General features: G+C 65.7%; 9 protein-coding genes. 7 read left to right on the plus strand and 2 right to left on the minus strand.

The window, feature by feature from the left end; genetic code table 11:
• Positions 1 to 41 precede the first annotated feature (41 nt).
• Entirely contained in the window at positions 42 to 1,604 is a 1,563-nt protein-coding gene (locus CHB87_RS18465; RefSeq protein WP_089409928.1) for a glycoside hydrolase family 27 protein, read from the plus strand.
• Positions 1,605 to 1,762: 158 nt separating this feature from the next.
• Entirely contained in the window at positions 1,763 to 3,016 is a 1,254-nt protein-coding gene (locus tag CHB87_RS18470; protein WP_142988425.1) for a ComEC/Rec2 family competence protein, read from the plus strand.
• Positions 3,017 to 3,252: 236 nt separating this feature from the next.
• Here the strand turns inward: CHB87_RS18470 and CHB87_RS18475 are convergent, their stop codons facing one another.
• A complete protein-coding gene (locus CHB87_RS18475) occupies positions 3,253 to 4,518 on the minus strand; it encodes an MFS transporter (protein WP_176441853.1) in 1,266 nt (421 codons plus the stop codon).
• 86 nt (positions 4,519 to 4,604) lie between these two features.
• Here CHB87_RS18475 and CHB87_RS18480 point away from each other — a divergent pair, with 86 nt between their 5' ends.
• The 5 genes from CHB87_RS18480 (at position 4,605) to CHB87_RS18500 (ending at position 19,363) form a co-directional block, all read left to right on the plus strand.
• On the plus strand, positions 4,605 to 5,441 hold the full coding sequence (locus CHB87_RS18480; protein ID WP_245818082.1) for an AraC family transcriptional regulator: 837 nt from the start codon (positions 4,605 to 4,607) through the stop codon (positions 5,439 to 5,441).
• Between the two features lie 170 nt (positions 5,442 to 5,611).
• Positions 5,612 to 9,979, plus strand: coding sequence for a choice-of-anchor D domain-containing protein (locus CHB87_RS18485; RefSeq protein WP_176441854.1), 4,368 nt, complete (start codon positions 5,612 to 5,614; stop codon positions 9,977 to 9,979).
• 35 nt (positions 9,980 to 10,014) lie between these two features.
• Complete coding sequence (locus CHB87_RS18490) at positions 10,015 to 10,599, plus strand: hypothetical protein (RefSeq protein WP_089409933.1); 585 nt, start codon at positions 10,015 to 10,017, stop codon at positions 10,597 to 10,599.
• A gap of 341 nt (positions 10,600 to 10,940) precedes the next feature.
• Positions 10,941 to 17,927, plus strand: a complete 6,987-nt coding sequence (locus tag CHB87_RS18495) for an Ig-like domain repeat protein (RefSeq protein WP_142988426.1) — start codon at positions 10,941 to 10,943, stop codon at positions 17,925 to 17,927.
• A gap of 122 nt (positions 17,928 to 18,049) precedes the next feature.
• A complete protein-coding gene (locus tag CHB87_RS18500; protein WP_089409935.1) occupies positions 18,050 to 19,363 on the plus strand; it encodes an NHL repeat-containing protein in 1,314 nt (437 codons plus the stop codon).
• 277 nt (positions 19,364 to 19,640) lie between these two features.
• Here the strand turns inward: CHB87_RS18500 and CHB87_RS18505 are convergent, their stop codons facing one another.
• The gene (locus tag CHB87_RS18505; protein WP_142988427.1) at positions 19,641 to 20,120 is read right to left on the minus strand and encodes a hypothetical protein; all 480 of its coding nucleotides are present in this window, start codon (positions 20,118 to 20,120) and stop codon (positions 19,641 to 19,643) included.
• Between the last annotated feature and the right edge of the window lie 9 nt (positions 20,121 to 20,129).

The following is a 20,129-nucleotide window of genomic DNA, read 5'->3' on the forward strand; positions in this document are numbered from 1 at the left end:
TCCACTGTAACCGGCTCACCCAGCCGTGAGGAACGTCTGCCATGCTCGACACCCGCCACTTTTTGCGGTTGCTACGAAGAGCTTCACTCCTCTGCGCCTCCACCTGCCTTCTCGGCTGCGCGCCGCTGCCGTCGTCGGTCTTTGCCTCCGCTCCGGGCAGCGAACTTGCGGGGGCTTGGGATATCGTCGACCATACGCTCGACGACGGCAGCAACTACCATATCTATCTGGAGCTGCATCCGGCCGAGGCAGGTCTTACCGGCCACGTCTCCTACCCCTGGGGATACCTCCCCATCGCGTCGTCACGGCTGGCGGGAAGCCACTTTCAGCTCTTCGGCGAGGCAGGACAGTTGCTCGTCGAAGGCGACCGGACCGGCGGCAAGCAGGGACCGGAGCTGCACCTGCATCTGGCGCTTGGCCGGCAGGCGGACCAGCCCCGCATCGCCACCTGGCTATCCACCGAGCCGTTGCCCCGTAAGCTGCCCTATCCCGAGCTGCATCCCGTGGCCGCCACCGGCGCCGCGCCCACGCCGCCGATGGGCTGGAACAGTTGGAACAACTTCGAAGAGAAGATCGACGATCCGACCATCCGGCGCATCGCCGACGCCATGGCGACCAACGGCATGCGGGACGCCGGCTACACCTACCTGAACATCGACGACACCTGGGAGGGACCGCGCGACGCACAGGGCAACATCACCGCCAATCGCAAGTTTCCGGACATGAAAGCGCTGGCCGACTATGTGCATGGGCGCGGCCTGAAGCTCGGCATCTACTCCTCCCCCGGACCGCTGACCTGCGCGGGCTACCCTGGCAGCCTGGGGCACGAGGAGCAGGATGCCCGCACCTACGCCGCCTGGGGCATCGACTACCTGAAGTACGACTGGTGCAGCGCCAGAAAGATCTACCAGCCCGCCGAGATGCATGCCGTCTACCAGAAGATGGGCGACGCGCTCGCGCACACCGGCCGCCCCATCCTCTTCAGCCTCTGCCAGTATGGCGAGGACAACGTCTGGACGTGGGGACCGCGCGTCGGCGCGACGCTGTGGCGGACCACCGAGGACATCCACGACTCCTGGACCAGCATGTCCTCGATCGGCTTCGCGCAAAGCAGGCTCGCGCCCTTCGCCGGGCCCGGACATTGGAACGACCCCGACATGCTCGAGGTCGGGAACGGACATATGTCCACCGGCGAGTACAGGACTCACTTCAGCCTCTGGGCCATGCTGGCGGCGCCGTTGCTCGCAGGCAACGATGTGACCCAGATGGACGGGGCCACGCGGGGCATTCTGTTGAACAAGGAGGTCATCGCGGTGGACCAGGACCCCGCCGGGCGGCAGGCTACTCTGCTTGCACGGTCGGGCGATCGGGAGACGTGGTCGAAGCAACTCGCCAACGGAGATGTCGCGGTCGGACTGTTCAACCGGGGACCGGCGCCGGCGCCGTTCGGAGTGCAACTCGCAGCGCTGGGCTTGACCGGCAGCGTCGCCGCGCGCGACCTTTGGCTGCATACCCCGATCACCATCGCCGGAGACGTATACACTGCGACGGTGCCCGCCCATGGCGTGGTGCTGCTGCGCCTCCATGCGGGCAAGGCCTCCTGAAGCGGGAGGTCGAACGTCGAACCTTCAGCCCGTGGACAGGATGATTCGCTGCTTCCGTGAGAAGCCCGGGTCGAAGAACGGAGAAGAGTAGAATGAGGTTTACCGCTCATTCCGTCTCGTTTCTAAGTCGACTTGCGAAAGACCCGGGAGCCCTCACGATGCAGCGAAGGATGTTTATCGGCAACACCCTCGGCGCCCTGGCCTGGAGCGCCATCGGCGCTTCGCCGCGGCTCATGCTGGCGAATGAACAACCTGCTTCCGGCCAGCTTGAGCCGTGGACACCGGGCATCCTCGAGATCCACCATATCGCTACGAATCGAGGCAACTCGACCTTCTTCATCTTGCCCGATGGCACCACCATGCTCGTGGATGCCGGCGCCCTGTATGGCGAAACTCCCTATCTCAGCCCTACACGCCCAACCGGCGAACACCGGCCGGGAGAGTGGATAGGCCGCTATGTGCAACGCAGACTGGGCGTCGCGGGATTGAAGGGCATCGACGTCTTCAACCTGACCCATCTGCATCCCGATCATCTCGGAGCGATTCCGCCACATCCGACCACAGCTTTCGAGGGGTATGTCCTGACGGGGATATCGGACGTCGCGGCCATCGTTCCTATCCGCCGTTTTGTGGACCGCGCATGGCCCGACTTCACGTACCCCGCGCCCGCCGACCTCGACTATCAAAAGAATTATCGAGACTTTCTAAAGGCAAAACAGAAAGCTGGTGCGAGGGTCGAACGATTCCGGGTGGGCGTTCGCGATCAGTTTCCCCTGGACCGCGATGCAGCGGCGTATCCCTCGTTCGAGATTCGCAATCTCGCCGCGAACGGCGAGGTTTGGACAGGGGTCGATGAAAAAACGGTTCATCGATTCCCCGATATCTCTTCTCTTAAACCTGTCGACTATCCCTCCGAGAACTGCTGTTCCTCGGCGATCCGCCTGCGCTATGGACGCTTCGGCTATTACACGGGCGGGGATCTTCCCTTCGACACCAATTATGGACGCGACCCCTGGCGAGACATCGAAACACCAGTCGCGAAGATCTGTGGCCCGGTCTCGGTAGCCGTCGCCAATCATCATGGATACTTCAATGCCGACGGCGCCGAGTTCGTTCGCGCGCTGCACCCGCAGGTCTTCGTCATACCCTCGTGGGACTCTGCGCACCCGACGGTCAACACACTTGCAACGATGTTCTCAAAGGCGATCTACCCAGAGAATCGAGATGTCTTCGCCACTCTCGTCAAGGAAGAGAACCGGATAGCGAACAAGAAGACGGACGACCTCCGCTCGCGCGACGGACATGTCGTCGTCCGTGTGGATGCCGGCGGATCCACCTTTCGCATTCATGTTCTTTCCAACCAGGACGAGAGCGACCGTGTCGTCGCGAGCTTCGGCCCGTATACAGCGTAAACAAACGCGTTGCTGCTCTCCGATATGCAACCCATGACGGCGGTGCGCCATCGATGGACGCGTAGCTTTCGCATCGATGGCTCCACCGTCGCGATCGCCCGACATACACGCATCGTGCAGGCAATCGCCTCATCCTTTACCCACGCTGGGCTTCGTATCCAGAGGCTTGATAAGCCAGCGTTCGACATCCGATCTCTCTCCTGCAACTGCATAAGCCTGCCCGCACATGGCCTGCATCAGGCAGTCTCTTCCTCGATGTTCAACAGGTTGATCGCCTCCGCCGGCGGGCTCGTCACAGTCTCTCCATCGTTGTGCGGGCTGCTCGTCTCGGGCAGCAGACCCGTGAGCAAACCAAGCGCGGGCAGGAACGAGCACACCTTGTAGACGAAGGCGATGCTGGTGTGATCGGCGAGTGAACCCAGCACGGCCGCGCCCAGTCCGCCCAGCCCGAAGGCAAGCCCGAAGAACAACCCCGAGACCATGCCGACTCGGCCGGGCATCAACTCCTGCGCGTACACAATGATCGCCGAGAACGCCGAAGCGATCACAAGCCCGATCACGATGCTAAGCGCGATCGTCAAGGGCAGAGCGACATACGGCAACAGAAGCGTCAGCGGCAGCACGCCCAGAATAGAAACCCAGATCACCTTCTTGCGGCCGATCCGATCGCCCACCGGCCCACCGACGACCGTGCCCACCGCGACCGCTGCAAGAAATAACGAGAGATAAAGCTGAGCATCCTTCTGCGTCGAATGGAAGTGCTGCATCAGGTAGAAGACGTAGTAGCTCGTGATGCTGGCAAGGTAAAAATACTTCGAGAGCGTAAGCAGGATGAGCACCGACAGGGCGACGCCAACCTGTCTCCGGCTAAGCGGCGACGTGGCCTTGACCGCATGCTTCTTTTGCAGGGTGGCGCCGTGATGCTTATACCAATGCCCAAGGCCCGTCAGCAGGATGATGGCGAAGAGCGCCGCAAGCGAAAACCATGCGAGCGTCTTTTGCCCACGCGGCAGGACGACGAAGGCAATCAAGAGCGGCCCGAGCGCCGAGCCGAAGTTGCCTCCCACCTGGAACACGGACTGCGCCAGGCCATGGGCGCCGCCCGAAGCCATGCGCGCAAGACGCGAAGACTCCGGGTGAAAAATGGAAGAGCCGACACCCAGCAGCGCTCCGCCCACAAGCAACATCCCGAAGTTCGGCGCGAACGCCAGCGCGAGCAGACCGCACATGGAGATCCCCATTCCGAAGGGCAGCGAATAGGGCTGCGGATGACGGTCGGTATAGACGCCCACAAGCGGCTGCAGCAGCGACGCCGTGATCTGAAAGACCAGGGTCAGAATCCCGATCTGCCCAAAGGTCAGATGGAAGTTCCCCTTGAAGATCGGATACGACGCAACGAAGAGGGACTGCAACATATCGTTCAACATATGGCTCAGGCTTGCTCCGCCCAGCACCGGATAGACGGTGGGCATCTTCAATGGATCGCGTCTTGCTTCGCTCATGTCTCTTCCTCGATTTCGTTTCAGCTCAGAAGATACAATCTCTTCCATGCGGCCCACCACCTGTGCCGGGACAACTTTCTATGCGAATGGGCCATCGCCTCAGCCTCGACATCGACAAATACTTCGCCGACCGGACACGTCCTGTGCTCGCGCTCGGCGGCACATATCCTCCGTTGCATCATGTGCGGCCGCACAGTCATCGGCGAAGCCAGCTCTTCTGTCCGTTGACCGGCATCGCGACGGCTTCGACTTCGCAAGGCGCATGGGCCGTGCCTGCGATGCGCGGCCTTTGGATTCCCGCAGGCGTGCGGCACGAGCTGCGCATGCAGGGCGTCGTCGAGATGCAGAGCCTTTACTTCGAGCCCAGCGTCACCGCGAACATGCCGTCGCGTTGCCGGGTCGTGGCGATCTCGCCGCTCATGCGCAACCTCATTCATGAGGCTGTGGCACTCCCTGTTCGTTACGCTCGCGAGGGTCGCTCCGGCGCGCTCATGCAACTGATTCAGTTCGAGATTGCGAGGCTCCCGGAGTTGCCGTTGTCTCTGCCATTTCCCACGGACAAGGCGCTCGCCCGGCTCTGCCGCAGGTTCCTGCTTCATCCCACCGCGGCCGATAACATCGACGACTGGGCCACTGCGTTGCACGCAAGCCGACGCACCTTTACCCGGTTGTTTCGCCGTGAGACCGGACTCAGCTTCGTCGCATGGCGGCAGCAGGCATGCATCCTGAAGGCTCTGCCTCTGCTCGCTTCGGGCGCATCGGTCACCCACACGGCGTTGGAACTCGGGTACGAGAATCCTGCGGCCTTCACGACTTTATTCAAGCGAGTTCTGGGAGCGCCCCCAAGGGAGTACATGCTCGACCGGCGCGTGCCCACGCATGCCTTAGCCAGTCTGCGCGATGAAAACAAAGGGGCAATGTAACCCACACGACCTGGGCGCCCGTCTCTTTTAGCAACGAGCAGCAAGGATGCGCAGTCGCGCCTCGCGGAGGGATACGCCTCCGCGAGCCTGACTTTACTTCGCCTTTTTTCGCCCGTTCTCCGGAAGGTCCAGATTCTGTCATGTGCCACTATCGACTGCCGCTTCAACCCTTGCGCCTTCTCTTCGTGCTCCTGCTGAGCGCCCTGGCCGCGCTCCATCCCGCGTCCGCCTTGGCGCAGACCAGCGTCTCAATCCACGACATCATGGTGGCCTCCGCGACGACCACGGACACCAAGTACTTCCTGCCCGACTCGCCTTACCTTTACACACACTACGGCGCGCCGGTCTCGGTCTCGGGCATCGTCGTCGGCGTCATGAGCTCGGGCGACTTCAAGGGCAGCGTCTACATATCGGAGCCTTCCACCTCCTGGGACTCGCTCGTCGCCACCGCCGAAGGCATGCCCGTATTCAACGTCGCCAGCATCAACTCCGCCTGCGCCGTCGTCGGCGCGACCATCACCGTCGTCGGCGACGTGGTGCTCTCGAACACCGTGGTCCCGGCCGACATCACCGCGGCGGACACGCCCGGCACCGGCCTGCTGCCGACCTCCTGCACCGTCACCTCCACCGGCGGCACGATGACGCAGTCCATCTCGCTGAACAACACCCTCTCCACCTTCGGCGGCGCGCTCGAGTACACCGGCATGACCACCACGGCCACCTTCTACGCTGTCGCGCCGACCTCCGGCGCACTCACCGAATCCACCGAGACCGAGACCTCCACTGGCCAGTTCTGGGCCACCATCAGCTCCAACACCGCGACGAACAACCATCTCTTCCGCAGCGCGGGCATCGCCGGCGACGAGTACAAACCGAGCACCGCGCCCGCAACCGTCGCCACATGGGCCGGCAACCCGCAACGCATCCTCATCGACACCACCACCTTTGGCGGCACGGCCGTCAATATCACCGTCGGCCAGACCATCACCTGCACCGTCGGCTCCGGCATCAAGGTCGGCGCAACCGCGGGCATCGGCCTCATCGACTACACGCTCGGCTACGCGCGCCTGCTCATCTTCCCCACCTCCGTCTGCACCGTCGGCGGCACGATCGCAAGCACCACCTCCGCCACGGCTGACTCCACCCACTTCCACGTTGGCACGCTGGACCTGAACCGCTTCTACAGCACCACCGGCGCGACCACGGGTTCGGTCGCCGTCACCGCGGCGGCCTACGCCGCGCGGCTCGCAAAGGCTGCGAACGCCATCGTCAGCTCGCTCGGCAATCCGGACATCCTCGCGCTGCAGGAGGTGCAGGATCTCCAGACCCTCACCGACCTCGCATCCGCCGTCAACACGCTCGGCGGCACGTCCTATGTGCCATCGCTGATTCAGGGAAACGACCCCAACAGCCTGAACCTCGGCTTCCTCGTCAAGTCCACCACGCTCGTCACCGACAGCGTCACACAGGTCGGCGCAACCGATACCTACACAACAACCTCCGGCGCCTCCGCCACGCTGTGGGAGCGGCCCCCGCTCGTGTTGAAGGCCGAGTTCGTACGCGTCGGCAAGAACTATCCCGTCACCGTCATCGACGTACACCTCACCCCGCGCGACAACATCGGCGATGCGACTCTGGGACCCGACGTTCGCGCTCACCGCGCCGCACAAGCCTCCGCGCTCAGCGCTCTGGTCCAGAGCTATCAGACCGCCGGTCAGAACGTCATCGTCTCCGGCAACCTCAACGCGTTCGAGTTCAGCGACGGCTATGTCGACGTCACCGGCGTCATCGACGGCTCGCCCGCCGCCGCCACGGCCGTCACTCTTTACCAGGCCACCAGCACCACCGCGGCGCTCACCGACTTCGTCACGCAGGTGGCCTCAACCTCGCGCTACAACTACATCGAACGCGGCAACGCGGAGTCGATCGAGCACATCCTCGCCAGCGCCACCATCCCTGACAGCTCCACCGCCAGCGCCTCGCTCGCCAGCTATGTCTCGGCCGTCACGCAGCCGCACTTCACCGCGGACTTCGCCGCCGTCGACGCCAACAGCTCCACCACGCCCGAAGGCCTCACGCCGCACGACGGCTTCGTCGTCGCCTTCGAGATCCCGCCCGTACCGACCACCGCATCGGTCTCGCCCACGGCCATCAACTTCGGCTCGCTCGACATCGGCGCATCTGTAACGCAGACGGTTACAGTCGCCAACACGACCACCTTTGCCTCGACCGTCAACGTGACGAAGATCGCCATCAGCGGCACGAACGCCGCCGACTTCAGCCAGACCAGCACTTGCACCTCGCTCGCCGAGGGCGCGACCTGCACCATCACCGTCACCTTCACGCCGACGGCCATCGGCGCACGCAGCGCGGTCCTCACCGTCACGAACGACTCCACCTCCGACCCCGTGCTGACCGTAACCCTCGCAGGCACAGGCCTCGATACGACCGCAACGCTCACGCCGGCCACCGCGACCTTCCCCGGCGAAAACCTCGGCGCTACCTCCGCCGCGGTCGTATTCACCTATACCAACACCAGCCAGGTTAGCGAGACCGTCAACTCGACGGCCATCACCGGCGACTTCTCCATCACCGGCAACACCTGCGCCTCGGCAACCATCGCAGCCTCCGGAACCTGCGCCATCTCGGTCGTCTTCACGCCGACGGCGACCGGCGCACGCACCGGCACGCTGACCGTGACCGACTCCTCGACCGGCAACCCCACCCTTGTCTCCACGCTCAACGGCACGGGCGTGCCCACCACCGCGACCCTCACCCCGGCGACAGCCACCTTCGCCTCCACCGACATCGGCGGCACCTCCGCCACGCAGACCTTCACGGTTACAAATACCAGCACGGTTGCAATCACGGTCAACAAGATCGCCCTGACCGGCGACTACGCCCAGACCGCAACCACCTGCGGAGGCTCACTCGCAGCCGCAGCCACCTGCACCATCACGGTCGACTTCGTGCCGACGGCAACAGGCTCCCGCACCGGCACGCTCACCGTCGCGAACTCCTCCACCGGAGACCCCGCGCTGGTCTCGACCCTCACCGCAACGGGCCTCGACACCACCGCGACCCTTACGCCCGCCACCGCCGACTTCGGCAGCATCTACGCTGGCGGCGGTACTTCCGCCGCGAAGACCTTCACCCTGACCAACACCAGCGCCATCTCCATCGCGATCAAGACCATCGCCATCACAGGCAACTTCAGCGAGACCACAACCTGCGGAACGACGCTTGCCGCCGGCGCAAGTTGCACCATCTCCGTCGTCTTCGCGCCACTCTCCGGCGGCGCCCTTACCGGCACATTGACGGTGACCAACTCAAGCACCGCGAATCCGACGCTCACCTCGACCTTGACCGGAACCGGACTGCCCACCACGGCCACCCTGACCCCGGCAAGCGCGACCTATACGAACACCATCGTCGGCGCCACCTCCGCCGCGCAGACCTTCGTCTGGAGCAACACCAGCGCCATCGCGCTGACCATCGGCAAGGTCTCGACCACGGGAGACTTCGCCGTCTCCTCGACCACCTGCACCGGCGCCATCGCGGCCAATGCAAGCTGCACGATCGCCGTCGTCTTCACGCCGACGGCGCTGGGCGCGCGTACCGGCACGGTCACCGTAACATCGACCAGCTCGGCCAACCCCACCCTTGCCTCCACCTTGAGCGGACGCGGCGTGGCCGACGTGGAAGCCTCTGCCTCCGCACTCGGCTTCGGTAACGTCGACCTCGGCTTCGCCTCCACGCCGCAGACCATCACGGTTACAAATTACACCGCCGCCGCCATCAGCCTCACCGGCATCGCCATCACCGGCGACTACGCCTACACCACCACCTGCGGCGCAACCCTGCCCGCCCTCGGCGTCTGCACCATCACCGTCATCTTCACGCCCACCGCCGTCGGCGCGCGCGCCGGCACGCTCACCGTAAACACCAACGATACGAAGTACCCCATCATCACCGTCGCGCTCACCGGCAATGGAGTCGACTTCACCATCACCGCCTCGCCCACCTCGGGCACGGTCATCGCGGGCGACGGCATCTCGTTGAACGTGATCCTCACCCCGCTCGGCGGCTTCGCCAACACGCTCACACTCAGCTGCACCACCAGCGCCGGCGGTTCGACCTGCACGCCCACACCCGCAACCCTTGCCCTCACCGCCGCCACGACCTTGCCGGTCAACATCACCACCACCTCGCAGTACACCGTCATCGGCTATTCGGGCGGCGTGGGCGCGGGCGATTCCAGGTGGCAGCCATGCCTCATCCTCATCTCCCTGCTCAGCGCGGGCGCCATCTTCCTGCGCGGCCGACGCAGGGGCATGGCGCCGCGCCTGCTGGCGGCCCTGCTGATGCTCGGCGTCCTCGGCCTCTCGAACCTCGGCTGCGGCACGCGCAATCCCGACAAGAACGCGAACCCTACCTATCCGGGCACGTATACCTACACCCTCTCCGCAACCGACGGCATGCTGACCCACACGGCCGCCTACAGCCTGACGGTCAAGATCAACTGCTGCGGCAACTGACAGCGCGCACCTGTCATAACAAGGAGAAGACTCCGGTGATCAAACAGCTTTGCCTCCTGCTGCTCCTGCTGGGCGTTGGCGAGAACGCCTTCGCCCAGGCGATCCACACCGCCGACCGCGCCGCCGACCTCCAGATCGGCGTCTCCGGCTCCGGCGCCCTGCCCGACTACCTGCCCGAGAAGTGGCGCGGCTACGGCGCCTACCTCGACTTCGACGTGAAGCATCACCTCGGCCTCGAGGTGAACATGCACCACCTCACCGGCCCGGACCCCATCCTCTACGAGCAAACGTACAACTTCGGCGTCCGCTACACCCGCCCCATGGGTCCGCAGCACCACCTTGTACCCTACGCCAAGGCCATGTACGGACGCGGCATCTTCAACTTCGCCGGCACGGACGCGACCACCGGCAAGAGCGTGCAGATCGCCAACCTCGGTTTCAACACCTTCACTGTCGGCGCCGGCCTCGACCTGCGCACCTCCGTGCCCGGTCTCAACATCCGGGTGCTGGACTACGAGTGGGAGCGCTGGCCCGGCTTTCCGCCCTGCGGCCTCAGTCCCCAGATCCTCTCCTTCGGCGTGGCGTACCACTTCCACGGCAAGCTGGGCGAGCGCAAGTAGATCGCAGACGCACCGTATAGAAGTCCGGGGGGAGGCCAGTCACGGCCTTCCTCCGGACTTTTTTTGCGCTCCCTGCTGGCTGTTTTCTCTTCAAACGCCCGACCAAGACGAACTCCCAGCCCTGCGCCTGCCAGGCATACGTCACCGCTAAAGCCTCGAACTTTCACCCATAAGGTCGTACCTCTATACTCTCGATCGAGTCGCAAGCGTCATTGGTCAAACCCAAAGTGGGCAACCACTCAAAAAATTTATTCCGCAATCCGCATTGACGATCGAATGTCGCATGGGCTACCGTTCTCCCGCTAAAGAAAACAAAACAGCGGCCTCACCGGAGAATTCCCTTGCTCGCACACCGTCTTCGCACGTCCAGTCTCGCCGTAGCCATCCTCGCGATTCTCTCTGTCATTGGTCGCGCCTATGCTCAGGACACAAGGACAGTGGTCGAACCTGTATTCCCTCCCGTCTGCACCGTGCTCTCCGCCTCCCTCGCGCAATCCGGCACCGATCTTCCCTCATCGGCCGAGAACAGCTTCGACACCGCGCGCATTCAGGCCGCGATGAACGCCTGCCCCGCGGGCAAGGCGGTCGAGCTCGCGCCCTCCGGTCTCAACAACGCCTTCCTCACCCAGCCGCTCAATCTCGTCTCCGGCGTCACCCTCATCGTCGACGCCGGCGTCACCCTCTTCGCGTCGCGCAATCCACGCGACTACGACGTCTCCCCCGGCGCCTGCGGCATCCTCGACTCGGTCGGAGCCGGTTGCAACGCCATCATCACCGGCAACAACGTCGTCAACGCCGGCATCATGGGCTATGGAACCATCGACGGCCGCGGCGAAGACACCATGATCGGCACCAGCACCACCTGGTACGGACTCGCCAACACCGCCGACGCGGACGGCCTCGACCAGAACAACCCCCGCATGCTGCAGCTCAACAGCTCGAACAACTTCACGCTCTACAAGATCACCCTGAAGAACCCGCCCAAGTTCCACGTCTCCTACTCGCAGGGCGTCGGTTTCACCGCCTGGGGCGTCAAGATCATCACCCCAACGCTTGCGCGCAACACCGACGGCATCGACCCCGCCTCCGCGCAAAACATTACGATCACAAAAAGTTACATATCCGATGGCGACGACATGATCGCCGTCAAAAGCTCCGGCAACCAGCAAGCCAAGAACATCACCATCTCGAACTCCTACCTCGGCGCCGGTCACGGCATCTCCATCGGCAGCGAGGTCAACTCCGGCGTATCGAACATCTACGTCAACAACGTCTCCATCAACCAGGACGCGACCAACACCAGCCAGAACGGCATCCGCATCAAGTCCGACTCCAGCCGCGGCGGCCTCGTCACCAACGTCCTCTACGACGGCGTCTGCATGCAGAACTCCACGCATCCGCTCATCTTCAACCCCTACTACTCCAGCTCCACCGGCTCGCTCATCCCCAACTTCACCAACATCACGCTGCGTAATTTTCATTCGCTCGGCACTGGCTCCATGACGTTCGAAGGCTACAGCTCCACCTACCCGCTCGGCCTCACGCTCGACAACGTGCAGATCGACGGCGTCAAGGCCTCGAACCTCTCGGCCTCCTACGCGAACATCACCCTCGGCCCCGGCGCCGTCAACTTCTCGCCCTCCGGCACAGGCGTCAACATCACCAACAACATCACCGGCACATCCACCGTGCGCGACTGCACCAACGCCTTCCCCTCGGCCGCGGGCGAGCTCTTCGCCACGCCCCAGACCACCATCACCGGCTCCACCGTGCCGATCACCTTCCAGGTCATCCCCATCGTCTCGCCCGCCGCGAACCCCACCGGCCAGCTCTACATCATGGAAGGCTCGAACATCGTTCAGTCCGTGACGCTCAACGGCATCACGACCTCCACCCAACTGCTCAACGTCGCCGCCGGAACCCACACCTACACCGCCGCCTACCAGGGCGACAGCACCTATCCGGCGATGACCTTCGGCAGCTACATCGCGACCGTCGGCAACCCGACCCTCACCTCCGCGACCTCGCTCACTGCGTCGGCCAGCAACATCGCCTACCAGGCCAATGTCACCTTCACCGCCAAGGTCACGGCAACCGCTGGAACTATCACCGGAAACGTTACCTTCACCGACGGCGCGTCGCAGCTTGCCACCGTCGCCGTCGACAACACCGGCACGGCGATCTTCAGCACCAACGCACTCGCCAGCGGACCGCACAGCATCGTGGCCAACTACGCGGGCGACAGCAACCACCAGGGCTCGGTCTCGACCGCCGTGCCGGTCACCGTCTCGGCCAGCACCGCCGTACCCGTCACCGTCGGCCTCACCGTCACCCAGCCCACCGGCGCCATCACCTACGGACAGGCCGTCACCGTCACCGCCTCGCTCGTCCCGCAGACGACCACCACCACGCCCGGCGGCACGCTCACCTTCACCATCGACGGCGTCGTCCAGCCCGCGGTCGCGCTCTCCGGCACGACCTCCAGCGTCACCATCACCGGCCCCACCACCGGCGGCCATAGCGTCTCGGCCGTCTACAGCGGAGACTCCGTCTACGCCATGTCCACCTCGTCGACGCTCAACTTCACCGTCGTGCCGGAGCCCACCACCACCACGCTCGTCGCCTCCACCGGCTCCGCCGCGCGCTACCAGCCTGTCACCTTCACGGCCAACGTCAGCTCGCCTTCGGCAGCGGCGCTGGTCGGCGGAAGCGTGGCCTTCACCCTCGGCGGCACGCTGCTGGGCTCGTCCTCGCTCGATTCGAACAACAACGCCGCCTTCACCACCTCCACGCTGCCCGCCGGAAGCGACAACGTCGTCGCCACATACGCCGGTTCGACCAACGAAGCCGCGTCCACCTCCACGGCCGCGACGGTGCTCGTCTCGACCACCGTCGGCAGCGCGCCCGCCGCGCCGCAGCTTCTGCCGTACTTCATGTCGACCGTCGCCGGAACCGTCGGCACGGCCTCCTACGGCGGAGACGGTGCGCAGGCCACCGCCGCCTCGCTCAACCTTCCCAAGGGCGTCTCGGTCGATGCCTCCGGCAACCTCTACATCGCCGACTCGACCAACCTCGTCGTACGCAAAGTGACCGCCGCCACCGGCGTCATCACCACCGTCGCCGGCGGCGGCTCGGCCACCTGCTCCGGCGCGACCGACAGCTACGGCGATGGCTGCGCCGCGACCTCCGCACCGCTCTACGGCCCTCGCGGCACAGCCACCGACACGGCCGGCAACTTCTACATCGCCGACTACACCAAGAGCGAGGTCCGCAAGGTCACCCTCGCCACTGGCATCATCTCGCTCTACGCCGGCACCGGCTCCGGCGGCTACTCCGGCGACTCCGGCCCCGCCAACCAGGGCGCCGTCCACAACCCGGAAAACCTCGCCTTCGACGCCGCCGGCAACCTGTACATCGCCGACACCAAGAACAACGTCGTACGCAAGGTCGACACCAACGGCATCATCACCACCCTCGTCGGCGCAGGCACGGCAGGCTACACCGGCGACGGCGGCCCCGCCACCGAGTCCTCGCTCAACGGACCCAACGGCGTCGCCTTCGACAACGTCACCGGCAGCCTCTACATCGCCGACAGCGCCAACTTCGTCGTGCGCAAGGTGAACGCCCAGGGCATCATCTCCACCTACGCCGGAACCGGCACGGCCGGCCTCAATCAGACCTCCGGCATCGCCTCGCAGACCCAGTTGAAGAACCCCACCGGCGTCGGCACGGACGCCATCGGCAATGTCTACATCACCGACTCCGGCAACAACCTCGTCTGGCGGGTCGACGTCCTCACGCAGACGATGCAGCCCGTCGCCGGCGCCTCCACGCTCTGCGCCGGAGCGACCGACGCCATCGGCGACGGCTGCCCCGCGCTCCAGGCCAAGGTCAGCGGCACCTCCGCCGTCGTGGCCGACGCCGCCGGCAACCTCTACCTCGCCGACACCAACAACGACGTCATCCGCAAGGTCGCCAACAACACCAGCTTCGCCCAGACCGCCGTCGGCTCGTCCGTCACCCAGACCCTGCAGGCCCACTTCGGACCCGGCGATTCGCCCGCGTCCACCTCGCCGTTTGCCATCTCCGGCGGCACAGGCAACTACGCCCTCGCGGGCACGCCCACCTGCGTCGCCAACGCAGACTCCACCCAGGACTGCACCCTCGCCATCACCTTCACCCCAACCGCCTCCGGCCTGCGCACCGCAACCCTGACCGTCAAAGCCACGCTCGGCCAGACCGCGACCTTCGCCCTCAGCGGCAACGCCATCGTGCTTGGCGCGGCGGCTAGCATCTCCGTCGCGGTCACCACGCCATCGAACCAGATCCTCATCTACGGCCAGCCCACCACCTTCACCGCGACCGTCACGCCCGGCAGCGGCAGCACGACCCCCACCGGCACGGTCACCTTCATCCTCGACGGCGTCTACCAGGCGCCCGTCACGATGAGCGGCGGCACAGCCTCCATCTCGCCCGTCGGCCTCGCCGTCGGCAGCCACTCCATCGCCGCGCAGTACAGCGGAGACTCCACCTTCGGCTCGGCCAACACCTCCGCCGCCTCGAACGTCACCGTCGGCAAGGCAACCACCGCCACCGGCCTGCAGGTCACCACGCAGACCGCCGTGCAGGGAACGAGCATCACCCTCACCGCGACCACCGCAGCCACGCCCACCGGCGCCATCGCGCCTTCGGGCACGGTCAACTTCCTCAACGGCATCGTCCTGCTCGGCAGCTCCACGCTGAATTCGAACGGCGTCGCCACCTTCACCACCTCGGCCCTCCCCGTCGGCAACGACAGCATCACCGCAGCCTTCCCCGCGACGGCCAGCTTCGCCACCTCCACCTCCGTGCCGACTGTCATCACCATCACCGCCGCGCCCCTGCCGCAGCTCATCCCATACATCATCTCGACCGTCGCCGGCACGCCCGGCACGCACTCCTACCTCGGTGACGGCGCCGCCGCCACCGCCGCCACGCTCAACACGCCGCAGGGCCTCTTCGTTGACGCCAGCAGCAACATCTACATCGGCGACTCCTCCAACAACGTCATCCGCAAGGTCAACGCCGCCACCGGCGTCATCACCACCGTCGCCGGCGGCGCAACCACCGTCTGCACCGGCGGCGACGCCTATGGCGACGGCTGCCCCGCCACCCAGGCCATCCTCACCAGCCCGCGCGGCATCGCGGTCGACGCCTCCGGAGACATCTTCATCGCCGACCAGGGCAAGAGCTACGTCCGCCGCGTCGACGGCACGACCGGCCTCATCAGCATCTACGCCGGAACCGGCTCCACCGGCTTCACCGGCGACGGCGGCCAGTCCACCCTGGCCCGCCTCAAGAGCCCGCAGGCCGTCGACATCGACCGCGCCACCGGCAACCTCTACGTCTCCGACTCCAGCAACTACCGCGTCCGCCAGATCACCCCGGCCGGCATCATCAACACGTCCGCGGGCTACATCACCACCGGCACATTCGCCGGCGACGGCTTCGGCGCAACCGCCACCACCGCGGCCCTCAACCTGCCCGGCGGCGCGGCGGTCGATCCCTCCGGCAACCTCCTGATCGCCGACCGAGCCAACAACCGCATCCGCAAGGTCAACGCCTCGGCCATCCTCTCCACCATCGCGGGCAACGGCAACACGACGCTCGCCCTCGCCGGCGGATCGGCCGTCGGCGTCGCCATCAACGCGCCCTACGGCGTCACCTCCGACGCGCTCGGCAACCTCTACATCGCCGACAGCAACAACGTCGTCTGGCGTCTCGACGCCGCCACGCAGTACATGTATGTCGTCGCCGGCGGCGGCACGCCCTGCTCCGGCAGCTACGGCGACGGCTGCCCCGGCGTCCAGGCCAAGCTCAGCAAACCCTATCAACTCTCCTTCGACTCACAGGGCAACCTCTACATCGCCGACTCCGGCGACTACGCCATCCGCAAGCTGTCGCTCAACACCACCTTCCCCTCCACCCAGGCCGGCGCGACCACCACGCAGACCCTGCAGGTCCACTTCGCCCCCGGCGAAACGCCCGCGACCAGCAACCCCTACAGCTTCTCGAACACCAACTTCACGGCCGGTACGGCGACCTGCACCAGCAACACCGACACCACCACCAACTGCCTGCTGCCGGTCACCTTCCAACCTCTCACCACCGGCACGCTGACCGCAAACCTCACCGTCACCAGCAACGCCGGCCACGCCCAGACCTTCGCGGTCACCGGCGTCGGCATCCCCGGCGGCGTCGCGACCACCACCACGCTTACGGCCGTCAGCCCGGCCAACGGCACCATCAGCTACGGCCAGACCGCGACCATCTCCGCTACCGTCGCGCCCGTCTCCGGATCGACCGTGCCCACCGGCAAGATCACCTTCACCCTCGACGGCGTCGCCCAGACCCCAGCCGTCACGTTGTCCTCGGCTGTCGCCAACCTCACGCTCACCGGTCTCTCCGTCGGCTCGCACTTCCTCTCCGCCAGCTACAACGGCGACCTCGCGAACAACGCCAGCAGCTCGACCGTGCAGCTCGAGATCGACGTCAACCCGGCCTCCACGCTCACCACGCTTTCGCTCTCGACCGGCTTCGCCCTGCCCGGCGCAAGCGTCACCCTCACCGCGCAGGTCACGCCAACCACCAGCGGCACTCCCACCGGCTCGGTCGCCTTCGCGAACGGCGCAACCACCCTCGGCTACGGCACCGTCTCCGGCACAGGCGCGGCGAGCTACTCCACCACCGCTCTGCCCGCCGGAGTCGACTCCATCACCGCCACCTACGTCGGCGACTCGCACTACACCGCCTCCACCTCGTCCGCCGCGACCATCACCATCAGCACGCAGAACGTCTGGGTCTTCAACGGCAACGGCACCCTCTCCGCGCTGACCAACGCAGGCGCGGCCATCTCGACCGCGTCCGGCTACACCGGCGGCGGCTCCGGCATCACGATCGACGGCTCCGGCAACGTCTGGTCCGGCGCGGCAGGCGGCACGACGGTCACGGAGTTCTCGAAGACCGGCGCCCTCACCGGAACCTACTCGGGCGGCGGCATCGCCTCGCCGAAGGCCCTGGCCGTCACCGGCGCCGGCTCCATCTGGATCGCCAACGCAGCCGGCACGCTCTCGGTCCTCAGCTCCACCGGCACGGCGCTCTCACCCTCCACCGGTTACAACGGCGGCGGCCTGAGCACGCCCACCGCCCTCGTCATCGACGCCAGCGGCAACGTCTGGGTCGCCAACTCTGGCGACTCCTCGCTCACCGAGTTCCTCGGCGCAGCCGAACCAGTCGTCACTCCCACCGCCGCCGCCGTCAAGTCCGGCACCCTGGGAGTCCAGCCATGATGCTTACGAACGAGCCAGCACTGAACTCGTCATCTCGACCGGAGCGAAGCGCAGTGGAGAGAACCCCGCATTTCGCCCGAATCCGCAACCGTTTCAACCGTGCAACTCCAAGGACGTCTTCCATGACACTCCGCCGCCCCATCCAGCTCGCGACCCTCGCCACCGCCCTGATCCTCACCGGCTGCGCTACCTTCCAGGCGCCCACCGAGTCCACCGCCGTCATCGCCGGAGCCTCCTTCAGCGGCGCCATGCACGGCGGACAGCAACCCATCTCCGGCGCGACCATCCAGCTCTACGCCGTCGGCGCCGGCGGCTACGGCGCCGCGGCCACCCCGCTGCTCACCACCCCCGTCACCACCGACGCCAACGGCGCCTTCAACATCTCCGGCGACTATAGCTGCTCCGGCGTCAACCAGGTCTATCTCACCGGCTCCGGCGGCAACCCCGGCCTCTCCGCCGGAACCACCAACTCCGCCATCGTCATGATGGCCGCGCTCGGCTCCTGCTCGAACCTCGTCGCCAACGCCGCGACCACCTTCATCAACATGAACGAGGTCACCACCGTCGCCGGCGCCTGGTCGCTTGCCCGCTTCATGACCGGACCCGCCAACGCCGGAACCTCCGCCGGCAACGCCACCGGCCTCGCCAACGCCTTCGCCGCCGCGAACAAGGTCGTCAACCTCGCCACCGGACAAGCCCCCGGCACAGCCCTGCCCGCCGGCGCGACCCTGCCCATCGCCGAGATCGACACCCTCGCGAACATCCTCGCCAGTTGCGTGAACACCAACGGAACCTCCGGCGCCTGCTCGCAGCTCTTCGCCGCAGCCACGCCCTCCGGCGGCGCCGCGCCGACGGACACTCTCACCGCCGCGCTCAACATCGCGCACAACCCCGGCGCCAACGTCGCCACGCTCTTCAATCTCAGCACGGCGAACCCACCCTTCGGCCCGACGCTCACGAGCGCGCCCACCAACTGGCTCATCGGCATCCACTACACCGGCGGCGGCCTCTCCGCGCCCACGGCCATGGCGGTCGACGCCACCGGCAACATCTGGCTCACGAACGCCAACAACTCCGTTAGCGAGTTTGCCCCCACCGGCGCCGCGCTCTCGTCCAGCACCGGCTACACCGCCGGCCCGCTCTCCGGCCCGTCCGCCATCGCCATCGACACTACCGGCAATGCCTGGGTCGCCAACGCCACCGGCAACAGCCTCACCCGCATCGCGCCGCTTGGCGCCTCCGCGACGAACTTCACCGGCGGCGGCCTCAACCAGCCCGCCGGCATCGCCATCGACGCCAGCGGCAACCTCTGGGTCCCGAACAAGGGCGGCAACAGCGTCTCCGCCTTCAACAACGCAGGCGCGCCCATCACCACAACGCCCTACACCGGCGCAGGCATCAGCCAGCCCGCGGGCGTCGCCATCAACGTCCAGTAGGCGCAGGAAAGGGGTCTCTTCCCTCACGCAAACGCCCGTCATCTCGACGGAGCGCAGCGCAGTGGAGAGACCCCCATTGGTCTTTGCTGTTGCCGGCTCTAGCCCGCAATGCTGGTCATCCTGAACGTAGTGAAGGACCTGCTTCTGTCTTTGTTGTTGCCTGTTCTTGCTCCAGTCCGAGGCGAAAACAAGCAACAGCAAGAACAAAAGCAGGTCCTTCGGCTACGCTCAGGATGACAGGCGATTTGGTTGAGCAGACAGCGGCCTCAGCCAACCTCTAAAACACCCGGATCGCCACGCCGCTGCTCACGCCATAGGGCTTCAACTGCCCATACGTAAACCCCGGCCAAAGCTGATATTCCACATCGATCACCCGGATAAACACCGGCGTCTTACCGAGCTTCCAGTCCAACCCGCCGCCCGGCGCCAACGCCACATACGACCCCTTGGCATAGCCATAGGGAAAGTCGAACTCCCCACGCCCCACCAGGAACTTCACATACGGCCTCACGCGGTGCGGCAGGAACGAGTACTTCGGTCCCACCATGTACGTCCGCTCGTGGATGCCGAGATCGCTGTGCAGACGCAGGTCGCGCGCCTCCGCCTCCACGCCGATCCGGCGGTACACATGCGCGTCCAGAAACACCGCGCCGCCGCCCAGCAACCGCTTGCCATAGTCCGACTCGTAAGCCGAAGCCGTGACTCCAACCGTGATGTAGGATCCAGGTCCTACCGCTGCGGGAAGCGCTTGACCCATACCGGCCCG

The organism is Granulicella rosea (assembly GCF_900188085.1).
In the GTDB taxonomy this organism is placed as follows: Bacteria; Acidobacteriota; Terriglobia; order Terriglobales; family Acidobacteriaceae; genus Edaphobacter; species Edaphobacter rosea.

Excerpts from the sequence above, each read along its gene's own strand:
- CHB87_RS18480 (WP_245818082.1), top strand. The coding sequence starts at position 4,605 with ATGGGCCATCGCCTCAGCCTCGACATCGACAAATACTTCGCCGACCGG.
- CHB87_RS18500 (WP_089409935.1), top strand. The coding sequence starts at position 18,050 with ATGACACTCCGCCGCCCCATCCAGCTCGCGACCCTCGCCACCGCCCTG.
- CHB87_RS18505 (WP_142988427.1), bottom strand. The coding sequence starts at position 20,120 with ATGGGTCAAGCGCTTCCCGCAGCGGTAGGACCTGGATCCTACATCACG.
- CHB87_RS18475 (WP_176441853.1), bottom strand. The coding sequence starts at position 4,518 with ATGAGCGAAGCAAGACGCGATCCATTGAAGATGCCCACCGTCTATCCG.
- CHB87_RS18465 (WP_089409928.1), top strand. The coding sequence starts at position 42 with ATGCTCGACACCCGCCACTTTTTGCGGTTGCTACGAAGAGCTTCACTC.
- CHB87_RS18470 (WP_142988425.1), top strand. The coding sequence starts at position 1,763 with ATGCAGCGAAGGATGTTTATCGGCAACACCCTCGGCGCCCTGGCCTGG.